Annotated in this window: 21 protein-coding genes and 1 other RNA gene; 12 read left to right on the top strand and 10 right to left on the bottom strand. The window is 58.1% G+C overall.

All coding sequences use genetic code 11. The annotated features are described in order from the left end of the window. Positions 1–4 precede the first annotated feature (4 nt). The gene (locus tag MQW23_RS12140) at positions 5–316 is read right to left on the bottom strand and encodes an RnfH family protein (protein WP_252108507.1); all 312 of its coding nucleotides are present in this window, start codon (positions 314–316) and stop codon (positions 5–7) included. Beyond that, positions 306–740, bottom strand: a complete 435-nt coding sequence (locus MQW23_RS12135) for a type II toxin-antitoxin system RatA family toxin (RefSeq protein WP_252108354.1) — start codon at positions 738–740, stop codon at positions 306–308. Before MQW23_RS12135 ends, MQW23_RS12140 begins: the two co-directional genes overlap by 11 nt. Before the next feature lie 124 nt (positions 741–864). On the opposite strand from MQW23_RS12135, the gene smpB reads away from it, so the two are divergent. Both smpB and ssrA read left to right on the top strand, forming a co-directional pair. Then, positions 865–1,356 (top strand): SsrA-binding protein SmpB, encoded by a 492-nt coding sequence (gene smpB, locus MQW23_RS12130; protein WP_252108352.1) that lies wholly within the window; start codon positions 865–867, stop codon positions 1,354–1,356. Positions 1,357–1,396: 40 nt separating this feature from the next. Then, positions 1,397–1,776: a transfer-messenger RNA gene (gene ssrA, locus MQW23_RS12125) on the top strand. 346 nt (positions 1,777–2,122) lie between these two features. Here the strand turns inward: ssrA and MQW23_RS12120 are convergent. Then, on the bottom strand, positions 2,123–2,797 hold the full coding sequence (locus MQW23_RS12120; protein ID WP_252108350.1) for a GntR family transcriptional regulator: 675 nt from the start codon (positions 2,795–2,797) through the stop codon (positions 2,123–2,125). A 382-nt stretch (positions 2,798–3,179) separates the two neighbouring features. Here MQW23_RS12120 and MQW23_RS12115 point away from each other — a divergent pair, with 382 nt between their 5' ends. From MQW23_RS12115 to mgtE, 7 genes are all read left to right on the top strand, one after another. Further along, positions 3,180–4,472, top strand: a complete 1,293-nt coding sequence (locus MQW23_RS12115) for a flagellar biosynthesis protein FlgA (protein WP_252108349.1) — start codon at positions 3,180–3,182, stop codon at positions 4,470–4,472. A gap of 83 nt (positions 4,473–4,555) precedes the next feature. Continuing rightward, complete coding sequence (locus MQW23_RS12110; protein ID WP_252108348.1) at positions 4,556–5,524, top strand: tripartite tricarboxylate transporter substrate binding protein; 969 nt, start codon at positions 4,556–4,558, stop codon at positions 5,522–5,524. A 94-nt stretch (positions 5,525–5,618) separates the two neighbouring features. Further along, positions 5,619–6,086: a tripartite tricarboxylate transporter TctB family protein gene (locus MQW23_RS12105; RefSeq protein ID WP_252108347.1), complete on the top strand. Its 468-nt coding sequence runs from the start codon at positions 5,619–5,621 to the stop codon at positions 6,084–6,086. A gap of 37 nt (positions 6,087–6,123) precedes the next feature. Then, a complete protein-coding gene (locus MQW23_RS12100) occupies positions 6,124–7,611 on the top strand; it encodes a tripartite tricarboxylate transporter permease (RefSeq protein WP_252108346.1) in 1,488 nt (495 codons plus the stop codon). 21 nt (positions 7,612–7,632) lie between these two features. Further along, positions 7,633–8,919: a 3-oxo-tetronate kinase gene (gene otnK, locus MQW23_RS12095; RefSeq protein ID WP_252108345.1), complete on the top strand. Its 1,287-nt coding sequence runs from the start codon at positions 7,633–7,635 to the stop codon at positions 8,917–8,919. After that, a complete protein-coding gene (gene otnC / locus MQW23_RS12090) occupies positions 8,916–9,563 on the top strand; it encodes a 3-oxo-tetronate 4-phosphate decarboxylase (RefSeq protein WP_252108344.1) in 648 nt (215 codons plus the stop codon). The genes otnK and otnC overlap by 4 nt, the downstream gene beginning before the upstream one ends. Positions 9,564–9,791: 228 nt before the next feature. After that, the gene (gene mgtE / locus MQW23_RS12085; RefSeq protein WP_252108343.1) at positions 9,792–11,147 is read left to right on the top strand and encodes a magnesium transporter; all 1,356 of its coding nucleotides are present in this window, start codon (positions 9,792–9,794) and stop codon (positions 11,145–11,147) included. A gap of 83 nt (positions 11,148–11,230) precedes the next feature. Here the strand turns inward: mgtE and MQW23_RS12080 are convergent, their stop codons facing one another. Beyond that, positions 11,231–12,856: a methyl-accepting chemotaxis protein gene (locus tag MQW23_RS12080; protein WP_252108342.1), complete on the bottom strand. Its 1,626-nt coding sequence runs from the start codon at positions 12,854–12,856 to the stop codon at positions 11,231–11,233. A gap of 496 nt (positions 12,857–13,352) precedes the next feature. Here MQW23_RS12080 and MQW23_RS12075 point away from each other — a divergent pair, with 496 nt between their 5' ends. Further along, entirely contained in the window at positions 13,353–14,102 is a 750-nt protein-coding gene (locus tag MQW23_RS12075) for a sulfite exporter TauE/SafE family protein (protein ID WP_252108341.1), read from the top strand. Between the two features lie 22 nt (positions 14,103–14,124). On the opposite strand, the gene MQW23_RS12070 is transcribed toward MQW23_RS12075, so the two are convergent. After that, a complete protein-coding gene (locus tag MQW23_RS12070; RefSeq protein WP_252108340.1) occupies positions 14,125–16,812 on the bottom strand; it encodes a bifunctional diguanylate cyclase/phosphodiesterase in 2,688 nt (895 codons plus the stop codon). 200 nt (positions 16,813–17,012) lie between these two features. Here MQW23_RS12070 and MQW23_RS12065 point away from each other — a divergent pair, with 200 nt between their 5' ends. Next, on the top strand, positions 17,013–18,542 hold the full coding sequence (locus MQW23_RS12065; RefSeq protein ID WP_252108339.1) for a sensor domain-containing diguanylate cyclase: 1,530 nt from the start codon (positions 17,013–17,015) through the stop codon (positions 18,540–18,542). A gap of 17 nt (positions 18,543–18,559) precedes the next feature. Here the strand turns inward: MQW23_RS12065 and MQW23_RS12060 are convergent, their stop codons facing one another. The 5 genes from MQW23_RS12060 to MQW23_RS12040 form a co-directional block, all read right to left on the bottom strand. Further along, positions 18,560–19,864 carry a TRAP transporter large permease gene (locus MQW23_RS12060; RefSeq protein ID WP_252108338.1) on the bottom strand — a complete coding sequence of 435 codons (1,305 nt, stop codon included), beginning with the start codon at positions 19,862–19,864 and terminating at the stop codon, positions 18,560–18,562. A 109-nt stretch (positions 19,865–19,973) separates the two neighbouring features. Continuing rightward, positions 19,974–20,537, bottom strand: coding sequence for a TRAP transporter small permease (locus tag MQW23_RS12055; protein ID WP_252108337.1), 564 nt, complete (start codon positions 20,535–20,537; stop codon positions 19,974–19,976). Positions 20,538–20,661: 124 nt separating this feature from the next. Then, positions 20,662–21,645, bottom strand: a complete 984-nt coding sequence (locus MQW23_RS12050) for a TRAP transporter substrate-binding protein (protein WP_252108336.1) — start codon at positions 21,643–21,645, stop codon at positions 20,662–20,664. A 255-nt stretch (positions 21,646–21,900) separates the two neighbouring features. Beyond that, a complete protein-coding gene (locus tag MQW23_RS12045) occupies positions 21,901–22,053 on the bottom strand; it encodes a hypothetical protein (protein WP_252108335.1) in 153 nt (50 codons plus the stop codon). Between the two features lie 292 nt (positions 22,054–22,345). Beyond that, entirely contained in the window at positions 22,346–22,831 is a 486-nt protein-coding gene (locus tag MQW23_RS12040) for a winged helix DNA-binding protein (RefSeq protein ID WP_442908594.1), read from the bottom strand. A 259-nt stretch (positions 22,832–23,090) separates the two neighbouring features. Between MQW23_RS12040 and MQW23_RS12035 the strand changes: the two genes are divergently transcribed. Further along, positions 23,091–24,935, top strand: coding sequence for an ABC transporter ATP-binding protein (locus tag MQW23_RS12035; protein WP_252108333.1), 1,845 nt, complete (start codon positions 23,091–23,093; stop codon positions 24,933–24,935). Positions 24,936–24,948 lie beyond the last annotated feature (13 nt).

Here is a 24,948-nt window from a genome sequence, read left to right as displayed (position 1 = left end):
GAGGCTAACGCTTCGCCTGGCGCTCGGCACGCGCCAGGCGGGCAGCCTTCGGGTCGATCTCGAGCGGGCGGTACACCTCAATGCGATCGCCCGGATTCAGCGTGTGGCGCTGCGGCTCGCGTAGCGCCTTGCCGAAGATACCCAAAGGGGCGTGGGCAAACATCTCGTCTGGCTGTTCAGGAAACAGCGCCGGGAGGCTGGCTTGAATGACGGCTTCTCGGGCGGTGGTTTGGGGGGTGACCTCGACCACGACCAGATGCTGTTTGGCGGGGGTGGCAAACGCCACCTCGACGGCAAACAGCGGCTCAGCGGCCATAGCGCTCATCCGCACGCTTGGTAAACGCATCGACCAGCTGTCCGGCAATTTGCTGAAACAGCTTGCCAAAGGCCATGCTCAGCAGCCGATTGGCGAACTCGAACTCCATTTCCAGGCTAACCTTGCAGGTGTCCTCGCCCATGGGAGTGAACAGCCACCGCCCTTTTAGGCGCTTGAACGGTCCGTCGACGAGCGAAAGCTCGATACGCTCCGGTGCGTAAAGGTCATTACGTGTAGTGATGGTTTGCTCGACGCCGGCACGGCCCAGCGTCATTTCGCCAATCAGGTGCGACTCGTCGCGCTCGAGCAGCCGGGCGCGGCGACACCCGGGCAAAAATTCCGGGTAGTGTTCGAAGTCGTTGACCAGATCGAACATCTGTTGGGGGGTGTGCCGCACCAGGGCGGAACGATTAACGGTTGGCATTGACCTCTCCGCTGACTTCACAGTGCCCACAGCGTATCATGGGAAACATTATTTCAGACCTTGAATGGTATCACGCCTCCCCCAATAACGAAGGGGGCTACCGACAGATTAACGATGAGGTTTCATGGCCACTAAGAAAGGCAAGACCAAGGGCCCCAGCAGCAGCGTGATCGCTCAAAACAAGAAGGCGCGGTTCGAATACCATATCGACGAAACCTTCGAGGCGGGTCTGTCGCTGGCTGGCTGGGAAGTCAAAAGCCTGCGCGCGGGCAAGGCGCAGCTCACCGACACCTACATTCTGGTGCGTAACGGCGAGGCGTTCCTTCTCGGTAGTCACATCATGCCGCTCAACACCGCCAGCACCCACGAGATCGCCGACCCGACCCGCACGCGCAAACTGCTGCTTCACCGCAAGGAGATCGCCAAAATCTTCTCGGTCACTCAGGATAAGGGCCACACCTGCGTGCCGCTAAAGCTCTACTGGAAGCGCAACATGGTCAAGTGCGAGCTGGCATTGGTGACCGGTAAACAGCTGCACGACAAGCGTGCCACCGAGAAGGATCGCGACTGGAGTCGTCAAAAAGGACGAATCATGCGGGAACATAACCGCGCGTAGCTGGTCAATTCCTGTTGAGCACGTTAGAATGTTCAGTTCTGGGGGCGACATGGTTTCGACGCCGGTGACAAACCCTGCGGTGCATGCCGAGAGCGTGATGTATCTCGTAAATACCACATCACGAAAAATAGTCGCAAACGACGAAAACTACGCTCAAGGCGCGCTGGCAGCTTAAACCCTGCTAGCTTCTTGTCTGGCCCTGCGGTGATGTGCCTATTCATCGCCAAGGGGATATGAGCTAAAGCTGATAGGACCGCGGTTGGCGGTGTCTTCTCGTCAACCGTTAAACTTTAGAAGGCTCGCGTAGCTGGATCCTGATCGTCGGAGCCAGTCGCGCTAAAGCAAAAGACGAAATCTAAGCATGTAGAGCCAATGGGCGAGTGCTGGCGGACGCGGGTTCAATTCCCGCCGCCTCCACCAGACACCCCACAAAAAAAGCACCTTCAGGTGCTTTTTTTGTGTCCGAGAAAAACGCTGCCGCTCCGGGCACCCACCTATTGCTTCTCCCCGCAAGGAAATCCGCTCGAAGCCCCACCCCCATGAACCAACGCGTCATCAATGCGATACGTCAAAAAGAGTAGCTACCCGAAAGCATGGGTAATGAAGAGCGCGCGAGTGTAGGTACTTAAACTGTGCTGCACGCAGCGGTGAACCAGCATCACAAGCCGCTGGACCAAGTCATGACGGATATGATGGCGAAGGTGCGGCCATTTATAAGAAAGAACGAAACGTAGCTGTAAATTTTCCTTCGGGGAACGTGCGAATGTTACCCGCTGCCAGGGCTGACTGCCTCACCATTGGCGTACTTGATCCAGGTTTTACCCAAGTGATTACGCAGCTCGTAACCTACTCGCTTGCCGTCGCGCGCCTCCAGCGCTGCCAAAATCGCTTCGTGCTCCTCCATGGCCGTTGCCCACTTTTCGTTTCTTTGATTCGACAGATAGCGAACACGGTAAAGCTGTCGGCTCAAATTCGCGTGCATATCGATCAGCGTCGAGTTACCTGAAAGCGACACGATCCGGTTGTGGATATCCTGGTTCAAGCGGAAATAGTTTTGCCGGTCCCGCCTCACGAACGCTGCTTTCATCTCGTAATGTAGCGCCTGAAATTCGGCAATGTCGTCATCGGAGGCTACCGCACAGGTGAGCTCCGCCGCCGCCTGCTCCAGCACGCTCAAAACGTACGCTTTTTCCTTCATGTCCGCCGCGCTGACATCGGCCACCACGGCGCCCCGGTTGGGCGAGATCACCACAAGGCCCTCGGCAGCCAGAATCTTCAGCGCCTCGCGCAAGGGCGTGCGCGAGACGTTGAGTTCAACGGCAAGCGTGCGCTCAGGCAGACGCTGGCCCGGCTGAAAATGGTCCATCACGATATGCTCACGCAGGTAGTGAGCCACCTTTTCTACTAGCCCGGCATGCGTAGTTTGAGCGGTCTCTTCCATGGCGTTATTCACTTTTGTTAGGGATGAGCAAGATTGGCATACCAAAAAGTACCTTTCAAATTTAACCGATGATCACAGAGCATTTAATTATCTTTTTATTCATGCACTTATAACTATAAAAAACCACTCGATACTAAAGTAGTAGCTTCGCTTCGTTGACCTCTCAAATGGTATACCACAACATTCCTTCAACCAATCATCGCCTGCTTTGCGGCCGAACAATCGATTCGCATTCGACCGCATACGAACTCTTCACTGCCCTGCCAGGAAATAATCTTTAGCCATGAACTACTTGAACCATTTTGAAAGCGATAAAACAGTAGAAGCCTGTATTGCCGGGGCAGGCGACTTTGGCCGTGGCGTACTTCGCCAGGCACGTCAAATGAAGAGACTATCCGCTCGTATCGCGATCGACATCAATCCCGAACGCGCGGCGCAAGCCTTCAAACATGCGGGCGTCGACGACAGCGACATAATGGTATGCCATTCTCGTGACGAAGCGGAAAACGCATGGTCGCAGGGCTTTTTCATTGCCACCGCGGCGTTCGATACCGTGCAAACGCTCCCCTTCGATATTCTCGTCGAATCGACCGGTATTCCGGACGTCGGTGCTCGGTATGCTGAAAGCGCGATACTAGCGGGTAAGCATGTCGGTATCGCTACCAAGGAGACCGAGTCAGTCGTTGGCCCGTATCTTACGCGCTTGGCTCAACAGCATGGCGTACTTTTCACGCCACTCGACGGTGACCAGCCCAGCCTTTTGATCGGGCTACTGACATGGGCCGAAACCCTCGGGTTCGAGATCATCTCGGCAGGCAAGAGCAGTGAATACGACTTTATCTGGGACGAGTCAAAGAACATAGTCACCTGTAACGGAACTGAGTACGACGCGGCGGATATGGCGGCGCTTTGGACACTAGACAACACGGATGCTCGCTCCACGATCGAGAGCCGGCGCGACGCGCTTTCTGCCATCCCGCAAATCTCGGTGCCTGACTTGTGTGAAATGGTCAACGTGGCTAACGCCACCGGCCTTCAGCCCGATTTGCCCGAATTTCATGCGATGGTGCTGAGAACCATCGAAGTACCGACGCTGCTCGATACCCAAGCCCACGGCGGCATGCTTCAGGGCAACCGGCGTCTGGAGGTCTTTAACTGCCTGCGGCGCCCGGATGAGCTGAGCTTCGCCGGCGGCGTTTTCGTGGTGGTGCGCTGTGAAGACCCGCACGTCTGGCAGCTGCTCCGCGATAAGGGTCACGTTTTAAGCCAGAGCGGCGACAGCGCCATGGTGTATCTGCCACGCCACCTGCTGGGGCTCGAAGCGCCCATATCGCTTCTCGATGTCGTGCTAAACGGCCTTACGTCCGGCGGTGGCCAGGCCACGACGCCCAGGTTCGACCTAACGGCGCGTGCCACTCAGGCCATTGCCGCCGGTCAGCTGCTCGAAATGAAGGGTCATCACCGCCACATCGAAGGTCTGCGCCCGGAGATTCATCCCGCAAACGCGCTAGCCGGTAGTGCCAACGTACCGTTTTATCTGCTTCCCGGTGCAAACGTCATCCGTGATATCGAGGCCGGTCAGCCGATTACGCTTGCCGATGTCGAGCTGCCGGCGAGCAAATTGAAAGAGCTTCGCCTCAAGCAGGACGAGCTTTTTGCCGGACAAGCGTCCTGATTTCCGCTTGGGCGACGTCTATCGTTGCCCTTTTTTCACGTGCATAGCCGCTAAAAGCAATAACAACCGCTTTGGAGAATACGATGCCAACTCACTTCCCTATCAAGTACGCCGCTCTCGGACTTGCGCTGCTGGGTGGTGCTACCACCGCTCAGGCCAGCGAAGACGCAGACGCTTACCCCAGTAAGCCGATCCAGTTTCTGGTAGCCGCCGGCGCCGGCGGCGGCACCGATAACTTCGCCCGCGTCGTTCGCCCGATGTTCGAGGAGGCGGTCGGCGGTGCGCGTATCACGGTGATCAATCTGCCCGCAGCATCAGGGGCGCTGGCGCACCAGCGCACGGCGAACGGTGAGGCCGATGGCTATACGCTGGACTTCGCTTCGACGACGCTGATCACCTCACTTGCCGCCGGGCAAAATCCGGTCGGGCTGGATCAGCTGACGCCCGTGGCGCGCATGCAGTCTGACGTCATGGCGCTGTTCGTCAATCCGGAACGTTTCGAGGATTTCGAGGCGTTCAAGCAGTACGCCGAAGAGAATCCAGGCGAAGTGACGATCGGCGGCACACATACGGCAAGCCCGGATCACATGGCATTTTTATCGCTGGTGGATGCCTCGGGTCTGGACATGAACTTCATTCCCTACGACAGCACGGGTAACGCCACCGCGAACGTACTCGGCGGTAATATCGATGCAACGACCACTTCGCTAAGTCCGCTTCTGAGCTATATCGACGCCGGTCAGATGGCACCGATTTTGATTTTTAGCGATGAGCGCCTGGAGGATTATCCTGATACCCCCACCACGGTGGAGTATGAATGGGATTTGACCGATGGCAACGACCGCGCCGTGTTCGTCAATGCCGATACTCCTGCGCCGATCGTTCAGCGCCTGGAAGAGGCCTTCAAGGAAGTTTACGACTCCGAGGAGTACCAGTCGTACGCCGAGCGCGTCAATCTCGACTACCGCGAGGGCTGGATGAACGGTGACGAATATCGTCAGCGTTTGGAAAACAACTTCACGCTTTACTCGCGCCTGCTGGAAAACGAATGAGGCGACGCGGTTACGCGTTACGCTTCGCTCTTTAGTCGTCCTAAAGACCGGCCCCATCCTGGGCCGGTCTTCCCATATCCCCTCAGGATTTGCCATGCACGCCAGGATCACTCTTTTCGCACTGGGGATCGTGTTACTCGCAATCGCGGGGCTGTATCCCACACTGCAGTTCCCAGGCTCCGCCCAGGTCTCTACCTTTATCGGCCCTCGGGTCTGGCCCTTGACGCTGCTCGCCATACTGTTCGTGCTGGGTATCGTGCTACTAGCGCTGACCTGGCGTGACCGCCGCCGCGGCGACGAGAATACCGAAGAGAAAGCGCCCAGTGCCAAAGGGGCTTTTTCGATAGGACGTACGCGCCACTGGTGGTTCATCGCCGCCGCCATCGGTTACACACTGTTGATGCAAGCCGTCGGCTTTCTCGTGGCGAGTCTGGTATTCACGCTAGCCGGTACGGTGCTACTCGGGGCCCGCTCGTGGATGACCATTGCCATCACGCTGGTCGTCGCCGCCGTGCTGATGCAGGGCGTTTTCGTCTCTCTGCTAGGCATTCCCATGCCATAAGGCTGACTCACTACACCCTCAATTCAGGAAGTCGATCATGTTTGAACATTTCTTGGGCGGGTTAGCCGTGGTGATGCAGCCACTGAACCTGCTACTTTTGACCTCTGCCGTCTTTATCGGCTTTATCGGCGGCGCGCTTCCAGGTATCAGCGGCGTGATCCTGGTCGTCATTTTGCTGCCGGTTACCTACGGCATGGAGCCGACCACCGCTTTCATGGTGCTCACCGCGATCTATGGAGCCACGGTGTTTTCGGGGCTGATCACCGCCATTCTCTATCGCGCGCCGGGAACCCCAGAGGCCGTCATGACCGCTTTCGATGGCTACCCAATGACCCAGCGCGGCGAGGCGGGCAAGGCGCTGGGTATCGGCGTTTTGAGCTCGGCCATCGGCGGGATCGTTGGTACCATCGCGCTGATCATTTTCACCCCGATTTTGGCCAACATGGCACTCAAGTTTTCGTCGCCGGAGTACTTTGCACTGGCCGTGCTCGGGCTGACAGTAGTGGCCTCGCTGGGCGGGCGCCTAATTTTTGGTCTGATCGGCGCCGCGCTGGGGCTTTTCATTGCGACCATCGGTATCGACCCCCTGACGGGCACCAGCCGCTACACCTTCGGCAACCTCAACCTCGCGGAAGGGGTCGGCTTGATTCCGGTTATCGTGGGGCTGTTTGCCGTTTCTGAGGTCATGAAGCGCACGCTGGACCACGAAAGCCATCAGCCGCTCACGAAAGTGAAGGTCAAGATTTTCGATCTACCGGTGTTGCGCCAGATCGGTACCACCCTGTCGCGCTCCTCGATCATCGGGGTGATCATCGGCATTCTGCCGGGTATCGGCGCGAGCACCGCCGCCATGGTCAGCTATAGCGAAACGGTGCGCTGGTCCAAACATCCCGAGAAATTCGGCAAGGGTGCCCCGGAAGGCATCGCGGCGCCGGAATCTGCCAATAATGCCGCCGCCATGGGGGCGCTGGTGCCTCTTTTCGCACTCGGTATCCCTGGTAGCGGTACCACCGCGGTCATTCTGGGCGCTTTTATCATGCACGGCCTGCAGCCAGGGCCGATGTTTATGCTCACCAGCAGCGATCTGATCTATGCAGTATTCGCTGGGCTTTTCATCGTCAACTTCATGATCCTGCTTTTTTCCAAGCCGTTCATCGTGCTGTTCACAAAGCTTCTGAACGTACCCTACTCGGCGCTCGGCCCGATTATCATCATGTGTTGCATCGTGGGCACCTATTCAGTGCGTAACTCCATGTTTGATGTCTGGCTGATGCTCGGTTTCGGGGTCATGGGTTATCTGCTGGAAAAAATCAACTTTCCCATGGTATCGATCATTCTGGGACTCGTGCTCGGCCCCATCGCAGAGAGCGAGCTGCGCCGCTCACTGTCGATGTCTCAGGGAAGCTTCGATATCTTCCTTGATCGTCCGATCAGCGCCACGCTTCTTGCCGTAGCGCTTGTCTTGTTGACGGCCACACTCGTCATGCCGCTCATCAAGCGTGCCCGTCGCCAAACGGCTTCTTAAGCCCGGATTTTGGAGAATGCTATGACCATCGTACTGGGCGCCATCGCCGACGATTTCACCGGCGCCACCGATTTGGCCAATAACCTGGTACGCGGCGGCATGCGCTGCGTACAGGTGATCGGCGTGCCGGAGACCCTGCCTGATTTGAACGACGTCGACGCCGTCATCGTGGCGCTGAAGTCGCGCTCCTGCGTCGTCGACGAGGCCGTAGCCGATTCGCTGGCGGCCCTGGAATGGCTGAATAAGCTTGGCGCTCGCCAGCTTTTCTTCAAGTACTGCTCGACGTTCGACTCAACCGACCAGGGCAATATCGGCCCGGTTGCCGACGCGCTACTCGAGCGCTTGGGCGCCGCCCAAACCGTCATGGTGCCGGCCTTTCCGATCAACGGCCGCACGGTTTATCAGGGCCACCTGTTCGTCGGCGACCGGCTTTTAAACGACAGCGGCATGCAGCATCATCCGCTCACCCCCATGACCGATGCGGACCTGGTACGCGTGCTTTCTCGCCAGACGCCCCACGCCGTGGGATTGATCAGCCGCGCGGTGTTGGCCCAGGGAAGTGAAGCCACGCGTCAGCGCTTGGCCGACCTGAGCGCCAACGACGTGCGCCACGTGATCTGCGATAGCGTGGATGACAGCGACCTAGAAACACTGGCCAGCGCCACCGTCGAGCTTTCGCTGGTCACCGGCGGCTCCGGCCTGGGTCAGGCTCTGCCCGCACAGTATCGCCAGAAGGGCTGGCTTGCAGAGATTTCAGAGCCTGGCTGGCTCGAGCCCGCATCCGGACGCGCTCTGGTGCTCTCGGGAAGCTGCTCGCGCGCGACCCTCGCCCAGGTCGACGACTTTTTGACGCGCAATCCGGGCGGCGGCTTCGCCATCGACCCGCTGGCACTGGCGGAAGGCGAAGGGCACTGGAGCGAGGCTTACGCCTTCGCGCTTTCGCGTATCGAGCAAAACGCGCCGGTGCTGATTTACGCCTCCGCCGATCCGGAAAGAGTGAAGGCTGCCCAGTCACGCTTGGGTGTGGACAAGGCCGGTCATCTGGTCGAAGAGGCGCTTGGTAAGCTGGCGGCCGCGCTGGTCGCCAAGGGCGTGGGGCGACTACTGGTCGCCGGTGGCGAAACCTCTGGCGCCGTGGTGTCCGCTCTCGATATTACCGCGCTTCGCATCGGCGAGCAGATCGACCCAGGCGTTCCCTGGACGCAGGCCCAGCTCGAGGCTCACTCGGCGCCGCTTTCGCTGGCGCTGAAATCGGGTAACTTCGGCGGCGTCGACTTTTTCACCCGGGCCTTCGAGGTGTTGCCATGAGTATTCACGAGCACAATCAACTGCGCGAGCAGATCAGTACGCTGGGAAAATCGCTGTTCGATCGGGGCCTGACCATGGGCTCGAGCGGCAATATCAGCGTGCGCCTGGAAAGCGGCGGCTGGCTCATGACGCCGACCAACGCCTGCCTTGGCCGGTTGGACCCCGCGCGCATATCGCACCTGAATTCAAACGGGCAGCTATTGAGCGGTGACAAGCCGACCAAGGAGCACTTCTTACACACCGCCATGTACGACGAGCGCCCGCAGTCCGGTGCGATCGTCCACCTGCATTCGACACATTCGGTCGCGGTGTCCTGCCTGCCCGGTATCGACCCTTGCGACTGCATTCCTCCCATCACCGCCTACTACGCCATGCGCGTAGGCAAACTGCCGCTTGTGCCCTATCACGTTCCGGGGGACGAAAAACTGGGCGATGCAGTGCGCGGACTGGCGGGTCAGCATAGCGCCGTGCTGCTGGCCAATCACGGCCCGGTCGTAGCGGGTAAGAATCTGGAAGCGGCAGTCTACGCCACCGAGGAGCTAGAGGAAACCGCGAAGCTGTTTTTGCTGCTACGTGGTGAAAACCCGCGCATCCTGACGCCGGAGCAGGTCGCTGAACTCGAAGCACGCTATCCGCGCGACTAAAAAACTCATCGCTCAAACGCCTTAATCACAAGCCCTCTTTAAAAAGCGAAGCCGCCCACTTCGCTTTTTTTATTTTCGGGTACTTCCTCTCTGCGCACCCTCGTTATTCTTAGCACCCCATCGCCCGAACCGTATGGCTTTCAAGCCGTTCGAGCCATAAACTGACATGAAAGCCATCCGCCCACGACGTGATCGGCTTCCACCCGCCAGTGCCCAGGGAGGGACCCTATGGACGAGGAAGAAAAATACACCAACGCCGAGGAGCAGCTGCTCTACCTTCAGCAGCGCCTCGACGATGAGGACACCGAGGCGCTAAGCGCGCTGTTTAACGAGCTCGACGCATGGGACATTGCGCGGCTGCTCGAGTCCTTTCCCGCCAAAACCCGCAATCTGCTATGGGCGTATATTCCCGAGACGCTGCTCGGTGAGGTGCTGGCGAGTGTCGATGAGGATATTCGCGCCGACTACGTGGAAGATCTGTCGGTCAGCGATATCGAAAATCTCGTCCGGGGGCTGGATGCCCAGGACGTGGCCGAAGTGCTCGAGGTCGCCGACGAAGACGTCAAGACGACCGTTTATGCCAGTCTGGATGACAACATTCGCGCCCAGGTAGAGAACCTGCACGCCTACGAAGAGGACGTCGTGGGCCGCTACATGGATCCGGAAACGGTGAACGTGAAGCAAGGGGTGTCGCTGGAGGCAGTGCAGCGCTATATCCGTATTCATCACCTGCTCGACGAGGAGTCGCAGCAGATCATGGTGACCGATAAGGACAAGCGCCTGCTGGGTACGGTCACGCTGATCGATCTGATCAAACAGCCCCAGGAGGCGATCGTCGATGAGTTCATGGACGATTTCTTCACCCTGAACGACCAGATGAAAATCAGCGATGCCGCGACCCTACTGCGTTCCAAGGAGCTTCCTTTCGCGCCGGTGTGCGATAGCGACGGCCTGCTGGTAGGCCAGCTCAACACCGCCGACGTGCTGGAAATCACCCAGGACGATGCGGACATGACGCTCAAACACATGTCCGGGGTCAGCGATGAGGAGGAGGTATTCACCCCCATCGTGCGCAGTGCCAAAAGCCGCGGCATTTGGCTCGGCATCAACTTGATGACCGCCTTTTTAGCCGCCTTCGTCATCGGCCAGTTCGAAGCGGTGCTGGATCAGATCGTGGCGCTGGCGATTTTGATGCCGGTCGTCGCCAGCATGGGCGGTATCGCCGGTAGCCAGACGTTGACGGTGGTGATTCGCGGCCTGGCGCTTGGTCAACTGGCCGGCAACAACAAGCGCTGGCTCTACAACAAGGAGCTTTGGGTCGGCATGAGCAACGGCCTGGTCTGGGCGCTTGTGGTCGGCGCGATCTCGTATCTCTGGTTTGGCGAGATGCTGATCACGCTGGTCATCTCGCTGGCGATTTTCATTAATATGAGCCTGGCGAATCTCTCGGGCGTGCTGATCCCGCTCATTCTCAAGCGCCTGAGCATCGACCCGGCGCTTTCGGGTGCCGTCATCCTGACCACCGTGACCGACGTGGTGGGCTTTCTCTCGTTTCTAGGACTGGCGACGGTGATCATTCTTTAAGCTATTGCCAAGCTATCGCCATCCACACGGCGCTCAGGCCCTGCCACGCGCGGGGCCCGAGCCTGAGCCCCTATGCAGGTGCCTTAGAACGCCGGGGCAGGTAAAACATTGGTCGCACCGCGCTGCGCAATCAGTGGGCCTTCGTGTTTACCCGGGGCCTCATTCGACAGCGTGAATTTCTCCACGGCCACCACCAGCTCATGGGCCTGGTCTCTGAGGCTGGCCGCGGCCGTGGCGGATTCCTGCACGAGAGCCGCATTCTGCTGAGTGGTGTGATCGAGCTGACTAATGGCCTGGCTCACTTGGCTGACCGCCGAACTCTGTTCGCTGCTCGCACTGCTGATCTCTCCTACGATATCGCTCACGTGCTGGATGGAGGTAACGATCTCCTGCATGGTCGCGCCCGCCTGATCCACGAGGTGAGTGCCTTTCTCGACTCGCGTGACGCTGACGCCAATCAAGGACTTGATCTCCTTGGCCGCCTCGGCGCTGCGCTGGGCCAGGTTACGCACCTCGCTGGCCACTACGGCGAAGCCACGTCCTTGCTCGCCGGCGCGCGCCGCCTCGACCGAGGCGTTTAGTGCCAAAATATTGGTCTGGAAGGCGATGCTGTCGATCACCCCGACGATATCGTTGATCTGGCTGCTGCTTTCGTTGATGTCGCGCATGGTCTGAACGACCTGCCCTACGACCTCGCCGCCCTGACGAGCGACCGCGCTGGCACCCGAGGCAAGCTGGTTGGCATTCATGGCATTGTCGGCATTCTGCGTCGCGCTGGAGCCCATCTCCTCGATCGAGGCGGAGGTCTGCTCGAGCGCCGAGGATTGTACTTCGGTACGCTGACTCAGATCGACGTTGCCTTGGGCGATCTGCGCGCTCGCGGTCGCGACACTTTCTGCGTTGCGACGCACATCGGATACCACCTGGGCGAGACTCTCAACCATGGCCTTCTGAGCCAGCAGCAGCTGACCGATTTCATTGGTCGAGCGCGGCTCAACGCTGGCGGATAGATCCCCCGCTGCGACGGCCTTCGACTGCTCGACGGCTTGGCCAAGCGGCCGGGTGATGCCCCGGGTGATGACCACCGCCGCAATGATCGAGACCAATACCGCCAGCACGCCTAGCACTAGGGTGGAAAGCATCGCCTGGTGATACTGGGCCTCACCTTGCTCCATGCCGCGCTGCGCAGCCACTAACTGCTCTTCGATCAGCTCATTGACCGCGCCGCTGACCGGGTCAATAAAGGCATAAAGCATGCCGTCATGCGCATCGAGGCGTCCTTCGATCTGACCGGACAGCGGTGCCAACGTTTGCTCGAGCGCGTCGAGTGCGCGATTGGCAGGAGCGAAGAGTGTTTCGACCCGGCTGGCAATGGCCGCTTCGTCGGCGGTCAATGCCGTTGCCCGGTAGGCCTGCCACTGCTCGTCGATCTCCTCACGCGCGTTCCGAACCGTCTCGCGCGCCTGCTCGGCGCTGATCAATCCGGAGTTGGCCTTGTTGACGCTATCGATTACATCGACCGCATAGGCATCGGAAATATGCTTGAGCCCCTGCAAGGGCACGATACGATCGTTGTAAAGAGAGTTCATGGTGGTATTGGCGCTACTCAGGCTGAGCGAATTCAGCACGCCGGTCAGCACGAGAAACAGGATCGAAATCAAGAATCCAAGGCCAATCTGTTTACTGATAGACAGATTTCTGAAGTTCATTGGGTTATTCCATTTAACAAGTTCAGGGAAGGCAAACGATTGATAGATAGCCATGACAAGCAGGCGTTAAAAGTCGGGGAACTTTCAACTCGACCATCATCTTCATCGTTATTTACTTTCGTTAAGGCTGGCACCATGACGCTCTTCAATTGACGTCATATATCGATGAATGGCGAGAGCGTGCCATTCACCGCACTTGAACGATAGGACTAAAAAAACCAATACACAACGACTTAAGACGCATCAACGAGGTGTATTCACAATTGTTCACACCTTGTTGGGAGAACATCCGCCCAATCACCTAAAACCAGTAACTTTAATAAAATGACACTATTCCAATGTTTGTTAAAAACTATGAGAAAACGTTAAAACGGAAAAAAGTAACTTCTTTAAACAAGTGCGGTACTTGATATATGGCCACCACTGCTCTAGCATTTTTTATCGTTTATCGATGAACTCGCGATCTCATAAGTCGTGCTCAACCGCCAAGGCTTCCATGCTCCCCGATTTTTCACCTCTTGCTTGGCTGCTCATCATCTTTTCGGTCTATTTGACCGGCGTCTCCAAGGGTGGGTTTGCCGGTGGTTTCGGGACGCTTTCGGTACCGCTGATGGCGCTTGTAATCAGCCCGACCCAAGCGGCGGGGCTCTTGCTGCCTCTGCTGCTGGTGATGGACGTGTTCGCAGTAAAGGTGTGGTGGGGCAAGCACGACATGGCGGAAGTGTGGCGCTTTCTGCCGGGGCTTTTCATTGGCGTGGCAGTGGGAACGCTGTTGTTCGGAAATCTGAGCGATCAGGGCGTGCGGCTGGTACTGGGGGGATTATCGCTGGTGTTCGCGATATACATGTTATTCAAACCCGTGGCCAGCAAGCCCATCTCGACACGCTGGGCGCTACCGGCGGCCAGCGTTTGCGGCTTCACAAGCTTCATCGCTCACGCCGGCGCGCCGCCGCTCAACGTGTATTTACTGCCGCGCAAACTTGAGAAAGAGACCTTTATCGCCACTTGCGCGGTGGCCTTTGCCATCGTCAACGCCATCAAACTAGGGCCTTACGTATGGCTCGGTGAAGTCAATCTGACCAGCGCATGGGCGTCGCTCTTGCTGGTGCCCGTGGCGTGGATTGGCGTGCGTAGCGGGCTCTGGCTGCAAAGCCGGGTCAACGACGTGCTGTTCTACCGATTGGTCATCGTCGCCATGCTGCTGGTGGGCGCCAACCTGATCGGTCAGGCGCTCGGGGCTTTCTAAATAAGCTTATTCGCCGCTTGGCTCAGGCACCCAGCCACCGCCTTGCAAACGCATCGCGATCAAGCGGCTCGCCCAGCCAGTCTCCCTGCCCTTGATGACAACCCATCTCGGTGAGCAACCGCGCTTGGGCCTCACTTTCGACGCCTTCGGCCAGCGGCTTGATCCCCAGGGTTTTGGCGATATCGATGATGGTTTGAGTGATGGCCTGGTCTTGCGGATTATCGACGATATGGCGCACGAACGAGATGTCGATCTTTAGTACGTCCGCGGCAAAGCGGCGCAGGTAGGAGAGCGAGGAGTAGCCGGTGCCGAAATCGTCGATGGCAATGGTATAACCCGCCTCGCGCAGCGCTTGCGTCGTCAGTACGGCCTGATCCGGGCTGCGCATGACGGCACTTTCCGTTAGCTCCAGACCGAGCGCTTGCGGCGCAACGCCTTGGGTCAATCGCATCACCTTCTCCAACAGCTGCGGGTTGGCGAACTGCTGAGCAGAAACGTTGACCGACAGGCGCCCCGTCAGCGGTGTGCCCGCACCCGCCCAGGCCTTGAGCTGGGCAGCGGCCTGGCCAAGCACCCACTCGCCCAGCGGGTTGATCAGCCCGCGCTCTTCGGCCAGCACGATGAACTCGCAAGGATTGATCCAGCCCCACTGAGCATCGTACCAGCGGCACAGCGCTTCTGCCCCGGCCAGCTCGCCGCTGACAAGATCCAGCTGCGGCTGAAAGTAAAGCTCCAGGGTTTGCTCGCTGATGGCCAACTGTAGACGCTCGGTGAGCTCCTGGCGGCGCTGGATATCAACACGCAGCGCCGGCTGATAGCGACAGCGAGTCTGGGCTGTGCGCTTGGCGTGATGCAGCGCTAGGGTGGCGGCATTGAAAAGATCGTCAGGCGCTTCGACAGTGTCGGGGTAATGCGCCAGACCGATATTGATCCCGATCAACAGCGTCAGGTGATTGAGGCATACGGGCTGACACACCGCGTTTTCTAACTGTAGGGCTGTTGTGTCGAGCGCCTTGCCCTCCGCCTTGTCAAAGAGCACCGCAAACTCATTGCTCGATAGACGCGCGATGAACGCTCCAGTTGGCGCGCCTGCTTGAAGCCGTCCTGCGACGGCGATCAACAGCTCATCGCCCACCGCGTGGCCGTGAAGATCATTGATCTCACGAAAATCCTTGATATCCAGCAGCACAAGCGACAGGGCATGAACGCGTACGGTAAAGGCGGTCAAACGCTCCATGAACCTGGCTCGGTTGGGCAGGCCCGTGGTGGTATCGATATAGGCCAGATACTCGATGCGGCGATGATCGCGCTGACGCTCGAGCTCCGCGGCGGCGCCGTTAGAGAGAATTCGCAGCACCGAGGTGGCGAAAGCGTTGGCGCTGAGTGGCGTCTGGTAAAACACCATCATGACGCCGATCGCCTCGCCCGCGGCGTTATCGAGCCGCCGCCCGATCCAAGCCTTGGCACAGAATTCGACCGCTGGCAGTGCCATGGCACCGCTGTCTTGAACGACCGCCTCCTGCTCGAGAACGACACGCTCGCAGGGGGAGCCGAAAAGGTCAAAAGTGTGCGCCGGTAGCGATATACCTCGTACGACCAAACTTTCCGTGGTGACTCTCGCCCGACCAACGTGCTCGTCGAGTGCCTGTGACTCAAGCGTTTTAAGGCTCAGCGGCTGGTCGAGCAGCGCAATAAAGCCGCCATCCGCCTCCAGCAGCGCAATAAGCGTCGCGATCAGCTGCTTAAAATAGTGCCCGTTCACCCGTGAAGTCACCGACGAGGCGACTTGAACAACCGCGTTTTTTACACGCACGGATTCGTGCTGCTCGGTGATATCGCAAATGAATCCCTCCAGGCAAACGGTCGCGCCTCGGGAGTCGAATACGCCCTGACCTTGCTCCCATACCCAGCGGTAGCAGCCGTCACGATGGCGAAGCCGGTAAACGAGCCGGTAGGGGCTTTGCGCCTTGAGCGCGTTATTTAACTCAGCGAATACCCGCTCACGATCCTCATCGTGAATCAGGTTGCCCAACGTGACTGCCTGCCCCGCTTTTAGCGCTCTGACCGAATAGCCGGTCAATGCCCGAGCGCCCAGGCTTACGAGCTTTAGATCACGGCGACGATTATCGAGGCAGCGGTAAGCCATACCCGGTAGATGGTTAAGCAACGTATTCAAACGTCGCTCGCTTTCCCGAGCAAGCCGCTCGCTTTTTTTCAATGCGCGCTCGGTTTCGCGGCGTTCAAGCTCCGTACCCAGTTGGGCGGCGGCGATCATGAGTATATCGTTTTCAAGCTTGCCCCAAATGAGGGCGCGGTTAGCCAATACCGCAATAAACCCAAGCAGTGCGTTGTTTGAGCCGAAAACGGGAAAACCTACATAGCTTTGCGCGTTGAGCGACTTTAACAGATCATCCTGAGGAAAAAGCGCCTGCACCTTCTCAAAATAGTGGCAGGGAGCGTGTTCGGTAATGGTCTCGCAGGGCGTGCCCTCGAGCGAGTAGGTGAAGTGACTGCTGGTTTGCCCTTGGGACCAAAAAGCAAGGGCCTGAGCGCTGCGGTCTCCCGAATAAACGGCAATCAATACATGGTCCATTTGTAGAAGCTGCGCCAGCTTTTCCGCCATTAAAAGGTAAAACCGCGTGGCGTCTTCGCGCCCGAATCCTCTGGCCAATTGACGAAAGGTTTCTGCCGTCTCATCCTTTTTTTGCATCAGCAAATCCGCCCTTGGAATTAGCGCAGTCAAAACAACGTTTTTACCGCTTAGCTCTAGCACTTTTCCACTGTATAAAGAGGTATTTCATGCCTTTTGACAAGGCATATAAGGCGACGAGACGCGCCTAAAAGTATATCCTTTGGCCTAGTACTCATAATAACCGCTTATTGCGCTAAGGCAGTACGTATGGAGAAAAAATGAAGAGCCACCCGGCGGTGGGTCAGTCGCTTTATCAATCCTTGACCGATAAGCTGCCCAGTTTTCTAAGTAGATCGCTACGACAGACCGCTTCGCTCCCGTCGCTCCCGGCCGTGGTGATGCAGGTATTGGAAGTTGCGCGCATGCCCAGCGCCTCGCTCAAGGAGTATGCCGGTGTGATCGAACACGACCCGGCCTTGACGGCGCGCCTGATTGCCGTAGCGAACACAGCACACCACGTACGCTCGCCCAACCCTGCCATCACGAGTTTCGAGGCGACGCAGCGGCTGGGAACCGACGCTACGCTTGCCACCGTTTTGAGCTTTGCGCTGTTCAAGGATGAGCAGACCAGCGACATTGCCCTGCCAACGTGGCAGCGTGCTATCGCCTCGGCGGCGATCGCCAGCCAGTTGGCGCAAAAGTGCTGCCCTGAGCGTCTGGGCCAGGTGTTCACCGTAGCGCTTTTGCAGGATATCGGCATACTGGCACTTCAAATGGCCTATCCTGAAGAGGCTCAAGCGCTTTACGCCCAGCGTGACTTGTCACATATGGAGTTAGCCAAGGAGGAGCGCCAGCGATTTGGCTGTGATCACACGCTCATCGGTGCCTGGCTTGCGGCCAAGTGGGGGCTTCCAGAAAGCCTGGTACATATTATCGACGAAAGCCACGACAGTGTTTTCACCGAAGATCCTGTGGCGCTGTGTGTACGCTTTTCCGGGCCGCTAGCGGATGCCTGGCTTTCGCCCAATGCGCCTCAATCCTTCTCCACCCTGCTGTTCGAGCTCTCCTCGGCGCAGTCGGAGCACGTTGCACTGCTTGAATCGCTTTTTCATCGTATGCATCAGCAAATTCAACTTTTGAGCGACCTTCTCAAACTAGCGGTCCCCCTCCCGATTGAGAGCCAGTCCGTATTGAGCGAGGCAAAGCAGCTACTTTTTCAGCACGCGCTGTCGATCAGCGCTCGGCTTGAAGCGCAGCAGGAGCGTTTTCATAAGCTCGAGAAGCAGCACGACGCCCTGCTCGAGCATAGCCGCCTCGATCCCCTAACCCAGTTGGCCAACCGTGCCTGGCTCGAAGAGCAGCTCAAGGAGCGCTTTGAGATATGCCGGCAGAAACAGCGCATCATGTCGGTCGTGTTCATCGATCTTGACCACTTCAAGACGCTCAACGACCGCTACGGCCATCGCATCGGCGATGAGGTACTGCAGTGCTTTGGCAAAGCGCTTTTGTCGCTGGTTGACGCCTCCGATGTAGCTGGACGCTACGGTGGGGAAGAGTTTTTGATCATCTTACCCGACGAAACGGCGCAAAAAGCGCTGCGCCTTGCCCGGCGCATCATGCAGTTACTGGAAAAGGAGCCAATGGCTTTTGACAACATCAAGCCACTTTATGTCACGGTGTCTATCGGCATCGCCTGTATGGCAGACGGCGTCTTCGAAAGCGAACACGAACTGATCGCCGCTGCCGACCAAAGCATGTACAACATTAAACGCTCAGGGCGCAGCGGCGTGTCGATCTACGGCCAGTGATCAAGGCGTGCCGCTGGCTACCCTGTCATCACACGAGGCAAATAGAGCGCGATCGTGGGAAAGAGATGCATCAGCGCGATGGCCAGCAGCATCATCAGGAAAAACGGCAGCGTCGCGCGTGTAATCGTCAGAATATCCTTGCCCGTCAGGCTCTGGATCACGAATAGATTGAAGCCTACCGGCGGGGTGATCTGGGACATTTCCACCACGATCACCAGATAGATACCAAACCAGATCAAATCGAACCCGGCCGCGCTGATGACAGGCATGATGATCGAGGTCACGAGCAGGATCAGCGAGATCCCGTCCAGAAAGCACCCCATCACCAGCAGCAGTAGCGTCAGCGCGATTAGTAGCTGCGTCGGTGAGAGCCCCATATCGCCGATGGCTTGCGCCAGGCGCATGGGGACCTGAGTAAACCCCATCGCCGAGGTCAAAAACGAGGCGCCGGCGATGATGAAGGCGATCATGCACGCCGTGCGCACGGCGGCAAACAGCGAATCAGCAAAGATCCGGCGATTAAAATGGCCGTTGATACGCGCAATGACGATCGAAAGCGTCACCCCCACCGCCGCCGCCTCCGTGGGTGAAGCGAGACCCGCGTAAATCGAGGCGATGATACCGCCAATCAGCAGTAGAATCGGCATCAGCGCCAGGGTGTTGCGTAGCTTTTGGGCAAGCGGCATATCGGCTTCGTCGGCGCCGGTCAGCCCCGCCTTGCGCCCCTTGATCAACGCCCAGAGCACCAGATAGCACATGAACAGCGCCAGAATCATCAACCCCGGCCCGATGCCCGCCATGAACAGCCGCGAAATCGACTGCTCCGTCACTACCCCGTAAACGATCAGCACGATGGAAGGTGGAATCAATAGCCCCAGCGTCGAGGCGCTGGCGAGCGTGCCGATCGCCATATTGCTGTCGTAGCCGCGCCGCTCGAGCTCCGGCAGCGTCATTTTACCGACGGTGGCGCAGGTGGCCGCCGAGGAGCCGCAGACCGCGGCAAACAGACCGCTACCGATGATGTTGGTATGCAAAAGGCGCCCGGGCAGCCGATTCAGCCAGGGCGAGAGGCCGCGAAACATGTTGTCGGCAAGCCCGGAGCGAAAGAGGATCTCGCCCATCCAGATGAACATCGGAAGCGCAGTCAAATCCCAGCCGTAGCTGGCGCCCCAGAAATCCGAAGCCAGTATCGGGTTGGGATCAAACGGGCTGAAAAACGCAAGCGCAATCCAGGCCGTTCCCATGAGCGCGAAGGCAACCCAGACGCCGCTTCCCAGCAGCGCAAAGAGCGTGACCAGCGTTATCAGGCTGAGTAGTAGCACGAGCGCGTCTCCCTTTCTGTGTCGTTCTCGATCATGCGCGCTCGTTGACTTGAGTCAGCCTTGTGGGGTCGTGGAAACTTGTGGGTTCGTGAAACATAGTGAGCCATGATCAGTGCATCTCGCTGTCGTCAGTGGCCGTCGCCTCGCGAAAGCTTGCCGGGTCACGCACGCCGATGCGCACGGCCATGAGCAGCGCCTCCATGAGCGCCAAGCAAAGAAGCGCTACGCCCAGAATCAGCACGCTTTGGGGTATCCACAGCGGCAGCGATAAAAAACCCGAGGATACGTCGTTATACTCAAGGCTTTCGCGGGCAAGGCTCGAAAGCCCATAACAAAGCATCACGCTTATGATCAGCGCGACGAGCAGCCCAAACACCTCAAACCACACGCGCAGCCGCGCAGGCAGCCGGGCAATCACAAGCGTCACGCGAATGTGTGCGTGGTGGGTAAAGGTGTAGGCCAGCCCTAAAAACGTGGCGCCTACCAGCAGATACGCCGCCATTTCGGAAACGCCGGTGATACTAATGCCGAGCCGGTTCTGCCCGACCAGTATCAGCAGCGCATCCAGCAAGCGAAACAGCACCTGAAGCGTTACCAGCGTACAGATCGCGATCATGCACGCCGCCGCGCCCCAAGCGCCGAGCCGGTAGAGCTTATCGAGTTTGAACACCATGACAGGGCCTCGTAAAAACGCCGATGCCAGGCACTGGCGTAAAGCTCATGCCTGGCTCGTCGACTTGGCGATCAGTTGAGTTTCAGCGGGCTTGTTCTCGACCGGTTTATTATCGACCGACCTGTTATTGGCCGACCTGTTCACGGTAGTCACTTAGCGCCTGCTCGGCCTCGTCATCCGCCCGTGAGCGCCAGTCCTCGAACAGCGTGTCGCCGGCGCGCTGTAACGCTGCCGAGACCTCTTCGTTGGGCTGGGAAACCGCGATACCGTTCTCCTCAAGTGCCTCGAGGCTCATTTGGTTATCTTCACGGCTCGCTTCCCAGCCGCGCTCCTCGGCCCGGACTGCCGCGTCCATTAGTGCGCTTTGAGTCTCTTCGTCCAGGCGGTCGAAGCTTCGCTGACTGATGAACACTATGTTTTTCGGCAGCCACAGGTTGGCGTCGGTGTAATCCGAGACGTAGTCCCAGGCCGTCATGGCGTTGCCCGTCGAACTCGAGGTGATCATCGCATCCACCCGGCCGGTGCTGAAGGCGGTGGGAATGTCCGACTCCTCGGTCTCGGTGGGGCTGCCGCCCAGGTTGCTGACAAAGCGTTGGGTATTGATGTTCGGGGCGCGTACACGCAGCCCTTCGAACTGCGCCGGGTCGGTCAACGGCTCGCTGGTGTAAATCCCTTGGGCGGGCCAAGCCACCGCGTAGAGCGGAATCAGGCCTTCCTCGGCAAAGAGCTCGGTGATCATTGGCTTGGTCGCCTGCCAAAGCGCAAAGGCCTCGTCGTAGCTTCCAGCCACACCGGGCAGCGTATCCACTTCAAAAATCGGATCATCGTTGGAGAGCACCGACAGGAAAACTTCGCCGGCATCGATAGTGCCGCGACGCACCGACGGCTTGATTTCGCCATGCGCCACCAGCGAGCCGCCGCTGTGAACGGTGATGGTCAGCTCACCGTCCGTCGCCTCGGCAACGTCCTCGGCGAACTGCTTGGTGTTTTGAGTGTGAAAGCTGGCATCGCCGTAAGGCGTCGCCATGGTCCACTGCGCGGCTTGTACGCTCGAGGCGAAAGCGCAAGCAGATATCAGCAGCAGCGATTGGGTGGCACTAATACGCATGGATAGTTCCTCTTGTTCCCTGTCGGGTCGTTGTTTTTAAATCACACACTCGAATATGAATGTGAATACGATGTCGATGCAACTTCAAGGCCAAAAAGCGCAGCCATCGAGCGGCTCGCTTGCATCACGCCAAAAGACGCGCCAACGGGCTTGAAAACCATCGTCAAAACCCTCTTGGATCCCATGTCGGCGGGCATCAAGGCTCAAACGGGCAGCCCGGTTGTCTCAGTGTAGGCGCTAATATCGTGCGTTATTTCAACGCTTCGCACCGCCGGCCAGCATTGCCCGGCGTTTCAATACGATAGCATCCGCGGAAAAATGGCTGGCAATCAAAAAAGCCTCTCCCCTATATTGGAAAGACGTCAAAACAGCATTCACTGCCTTCAACACCGCGACAGGAGACACCATGGCCCTTCCCCTGCTCAACTGCGACATGGGCGAAAGCTTCGGCAACTGGCGCCTGGGGCTGGACGCCCAGTACGGCGTGCGAATCGCTGCCTATCGGCGATATACGGATCTAATGAGATTCGGGCGGCGTCCATGGCCTGCTCTGCCGGCGAAGTCGAGGACATAATGATCTATCCGACTGGGCCGCTGGCCGGTATTTGCCGCGCCGCTTAGGGGTTTCAAGATTGCTATTAGCTACAGCCTACGTAAAACATATCCTGAAAAAACCTCAAATGACTTGTCACGTATGACATTAGAGCGACGCTGCCGAGCGCGCCGCCTGATCATAAAGGCCGGACATCGCTCGTAAGATGCTAGCCAATCGACTGATTTCGCTGCGCTCGATCCCCATGGAATCCAGTGACTCAATCAGACACGCTTCGCGGATTTCAGCGTAACGTTTGCACGCTTTGCGACCCTGCTCGGTTGCGCGGAAAAGCGTCTCCTTGCCCTGCTTTTCACCTACGACCAATTCGAGTTTCACCAGTTTACGCAGCGCATAGGTCACCGTATGGGTGTCCTCGACGTTCAGTACCAAGCAGATATCGCCTTGGCGTTTAGCGCGCGCCCGATGATTGACACTGTGCAACACCAATACATCCAGCGACCCAAGCTCTGGGTAACCCGTTGCAGTCATGCAGCGCACCATCCAGCGATTGAAAGCATTACTCGAAATGATCAGTCCGAACTCGAACTCGGACAACTCCTGCGCGCTATGGGACAGGTGCTCTGACGACACGATAGGTCCTCGCCTGGCGGGCGAAGGCGGGCTTTCATTACTCATTGGCATGCTCTTCATGATTGATTTTTAGAAGTTTATTGAGTCGGTCAAAAAAGTCGAGAAATGCCATGATCAGCCTTTTGAGCGAGGTTTGGCAAACACTGTCCGTCTTGCAAATGGAGGCATTCATAGAACTTTAATACGCAATACCCGATTGACACTCAAACACCATGCAGATAATTTCTAGATAAATTATATAAAAAGTACAGGTAACTACGTGTCATCAACACCTCTGCTCTCCGTTCAATCGCTCGATATCGCGTTCGGGCCCAATCGTGTCGTCAAGGATCTCTCGTTCGATCTTTACGCTGGCAAGACTCTCGCGATCGTTGGCGAGTCAGGATCAGGTAAGTCGATGACATCGTTGGCCATAATGGGGCTAGTTCACTACCTCAACGCCGATATTACCCAAGGCCACATTCTGTTTCGCAGCACAAGCGACAACACGGCGCTGGATCTGACCACATTATCCGACAAGGAAATGCGCAAGCTGCGTGGCAAGGAGATCTCGATGATCTTCCAGGAGCCGATGACCTCGCTCAACCCGGTCTATACAGTGGGCGACCAGATCACTGAAGTGCTTCTACTCCACGGCGACTACACTCGCGCCACGGCTCGTGAAGAGGCGCTGCGCTTGCTGCGTCTAGTGCGCCTGGCCGATGCCGAGTCGCTCTTGAAACGCTATCCCCACCAGCTTTCCGGTGGAATGCGGCAGCGTGTGATGATCGCCATGGCGCTGGCCTGCAAGCCCAAGGTACTAGTAGCCGACGAGCCCACCACGGCGCTCGACGTTACTATCCAGGCGCAGATTCTCGCCATCATCAAGGATCTGCAAAAAGAGCTTGGCATGGCGGTGATCTTCATCACCCACGATATGGGCGTAGTGGCGGAGGTAGCCGATCACGTGGTGGTGATGCGCAATGGCGAAAAAGTCGAGGAAGCGGATGTCACCACGCTTTTCGCGACGCCACAAAAGCCCTACACCCAAGCGTTGCTGGCAGCGGTACCGACATTGGGTAGCATGCAAGGGGAGGCTCTCCCCCGGGCCGAACCCTTGGTGATCTTCGATGGCGATAAAGTCTTCAGTGAGGGCGAGTCTACGCTGCAGAACACCGTACGCTTACAGGACACTCCGGTGGTCAGCGTGCGCAATCTCGTCACGCGTTTCGACATCCATAAAGGCTTTTTCGGTGGGGTGAGCCACCGCGTACACGCCGTCGAGAATGTCAGTTTCGATATCTACCCAGGCGAGACGTTGGCGCTGGTGGGCGAGTCGGGTTCCGGCAAATCCACTATCGGGCGCACCATCCAGCAACTGCAGGAGAGCACTAGCGGCGATATCGTTTTCAGCGGCCAGCCCGTGGCGCGGATGTCCCGCGCAGAAAAGATGAAACTGCGTCAGCAAGTACAGTACATCTTCCAGGACCCCTTCGCCTCGCTCGATCCGCGCAAAACGGTAGGTTTCTCGATCGCCGAGCCTATCCATACCCACCGCCTGATGGGTGATGGCCAGCGCATCAAGAACCGGGTCAGCGAGCTTCTTGAGCGCGTGGGCCTCACACCAGAACACGCAAAACGCTACCCTCACGAGTTTTCCGGCGGGCAGCGTCAGCGCATCTGTATCGCCCGCGCCTTGGCCTCCAAGCCTAAGCTGATCGTTGCCGATGAAGCGCTGTCAGCGCTGGATGTGTCCATTCAGGCGCAGATCATCCACCTGATGATGCAGTTACAGCGCGAAGAGGGTCTCGCGTATCTGTTCATCAGCCATGATATGGCCGTGGTAGAAAAGATCAGCCACCGCGTGGCCGTGCTGCACTTGGGGCAGATCGTCGAAATGGGATCTCGACAGCGGGTTTTCGACGCACCTCAGCACGACTATACCCGCAAGCTCTTGTCGGCGGTGCCGGTGGCCGACCCACATCATCGTCGCGAGCACCTACTGATGGACGGCGATATTCCAAGCCCGATTCGTCGGGTGGGCGACGAACCCACCGTTCATCCTCTCGACGAGATAGCTGCTGGCCATTTCGTCTCCCGCGGCAGCACCTCGTCGCGTTTGTAGTGCTTCGTTCTAT

Origin of the sequence: Halomonas sp. S3-1-1 (assembly GCF_023757625.1) — a bacterium.
Classification (GTDB): domain Bacteria; phylum Pseudomonadota; class Gammaproteobacteria; order Pseudomonadales; family Halomonadaceae; genus Vreelandella.
Note: the sequence above shows the minus strand (reverse complement) of the source record. Positions and strands in the feature narration are given on the sequence as shown.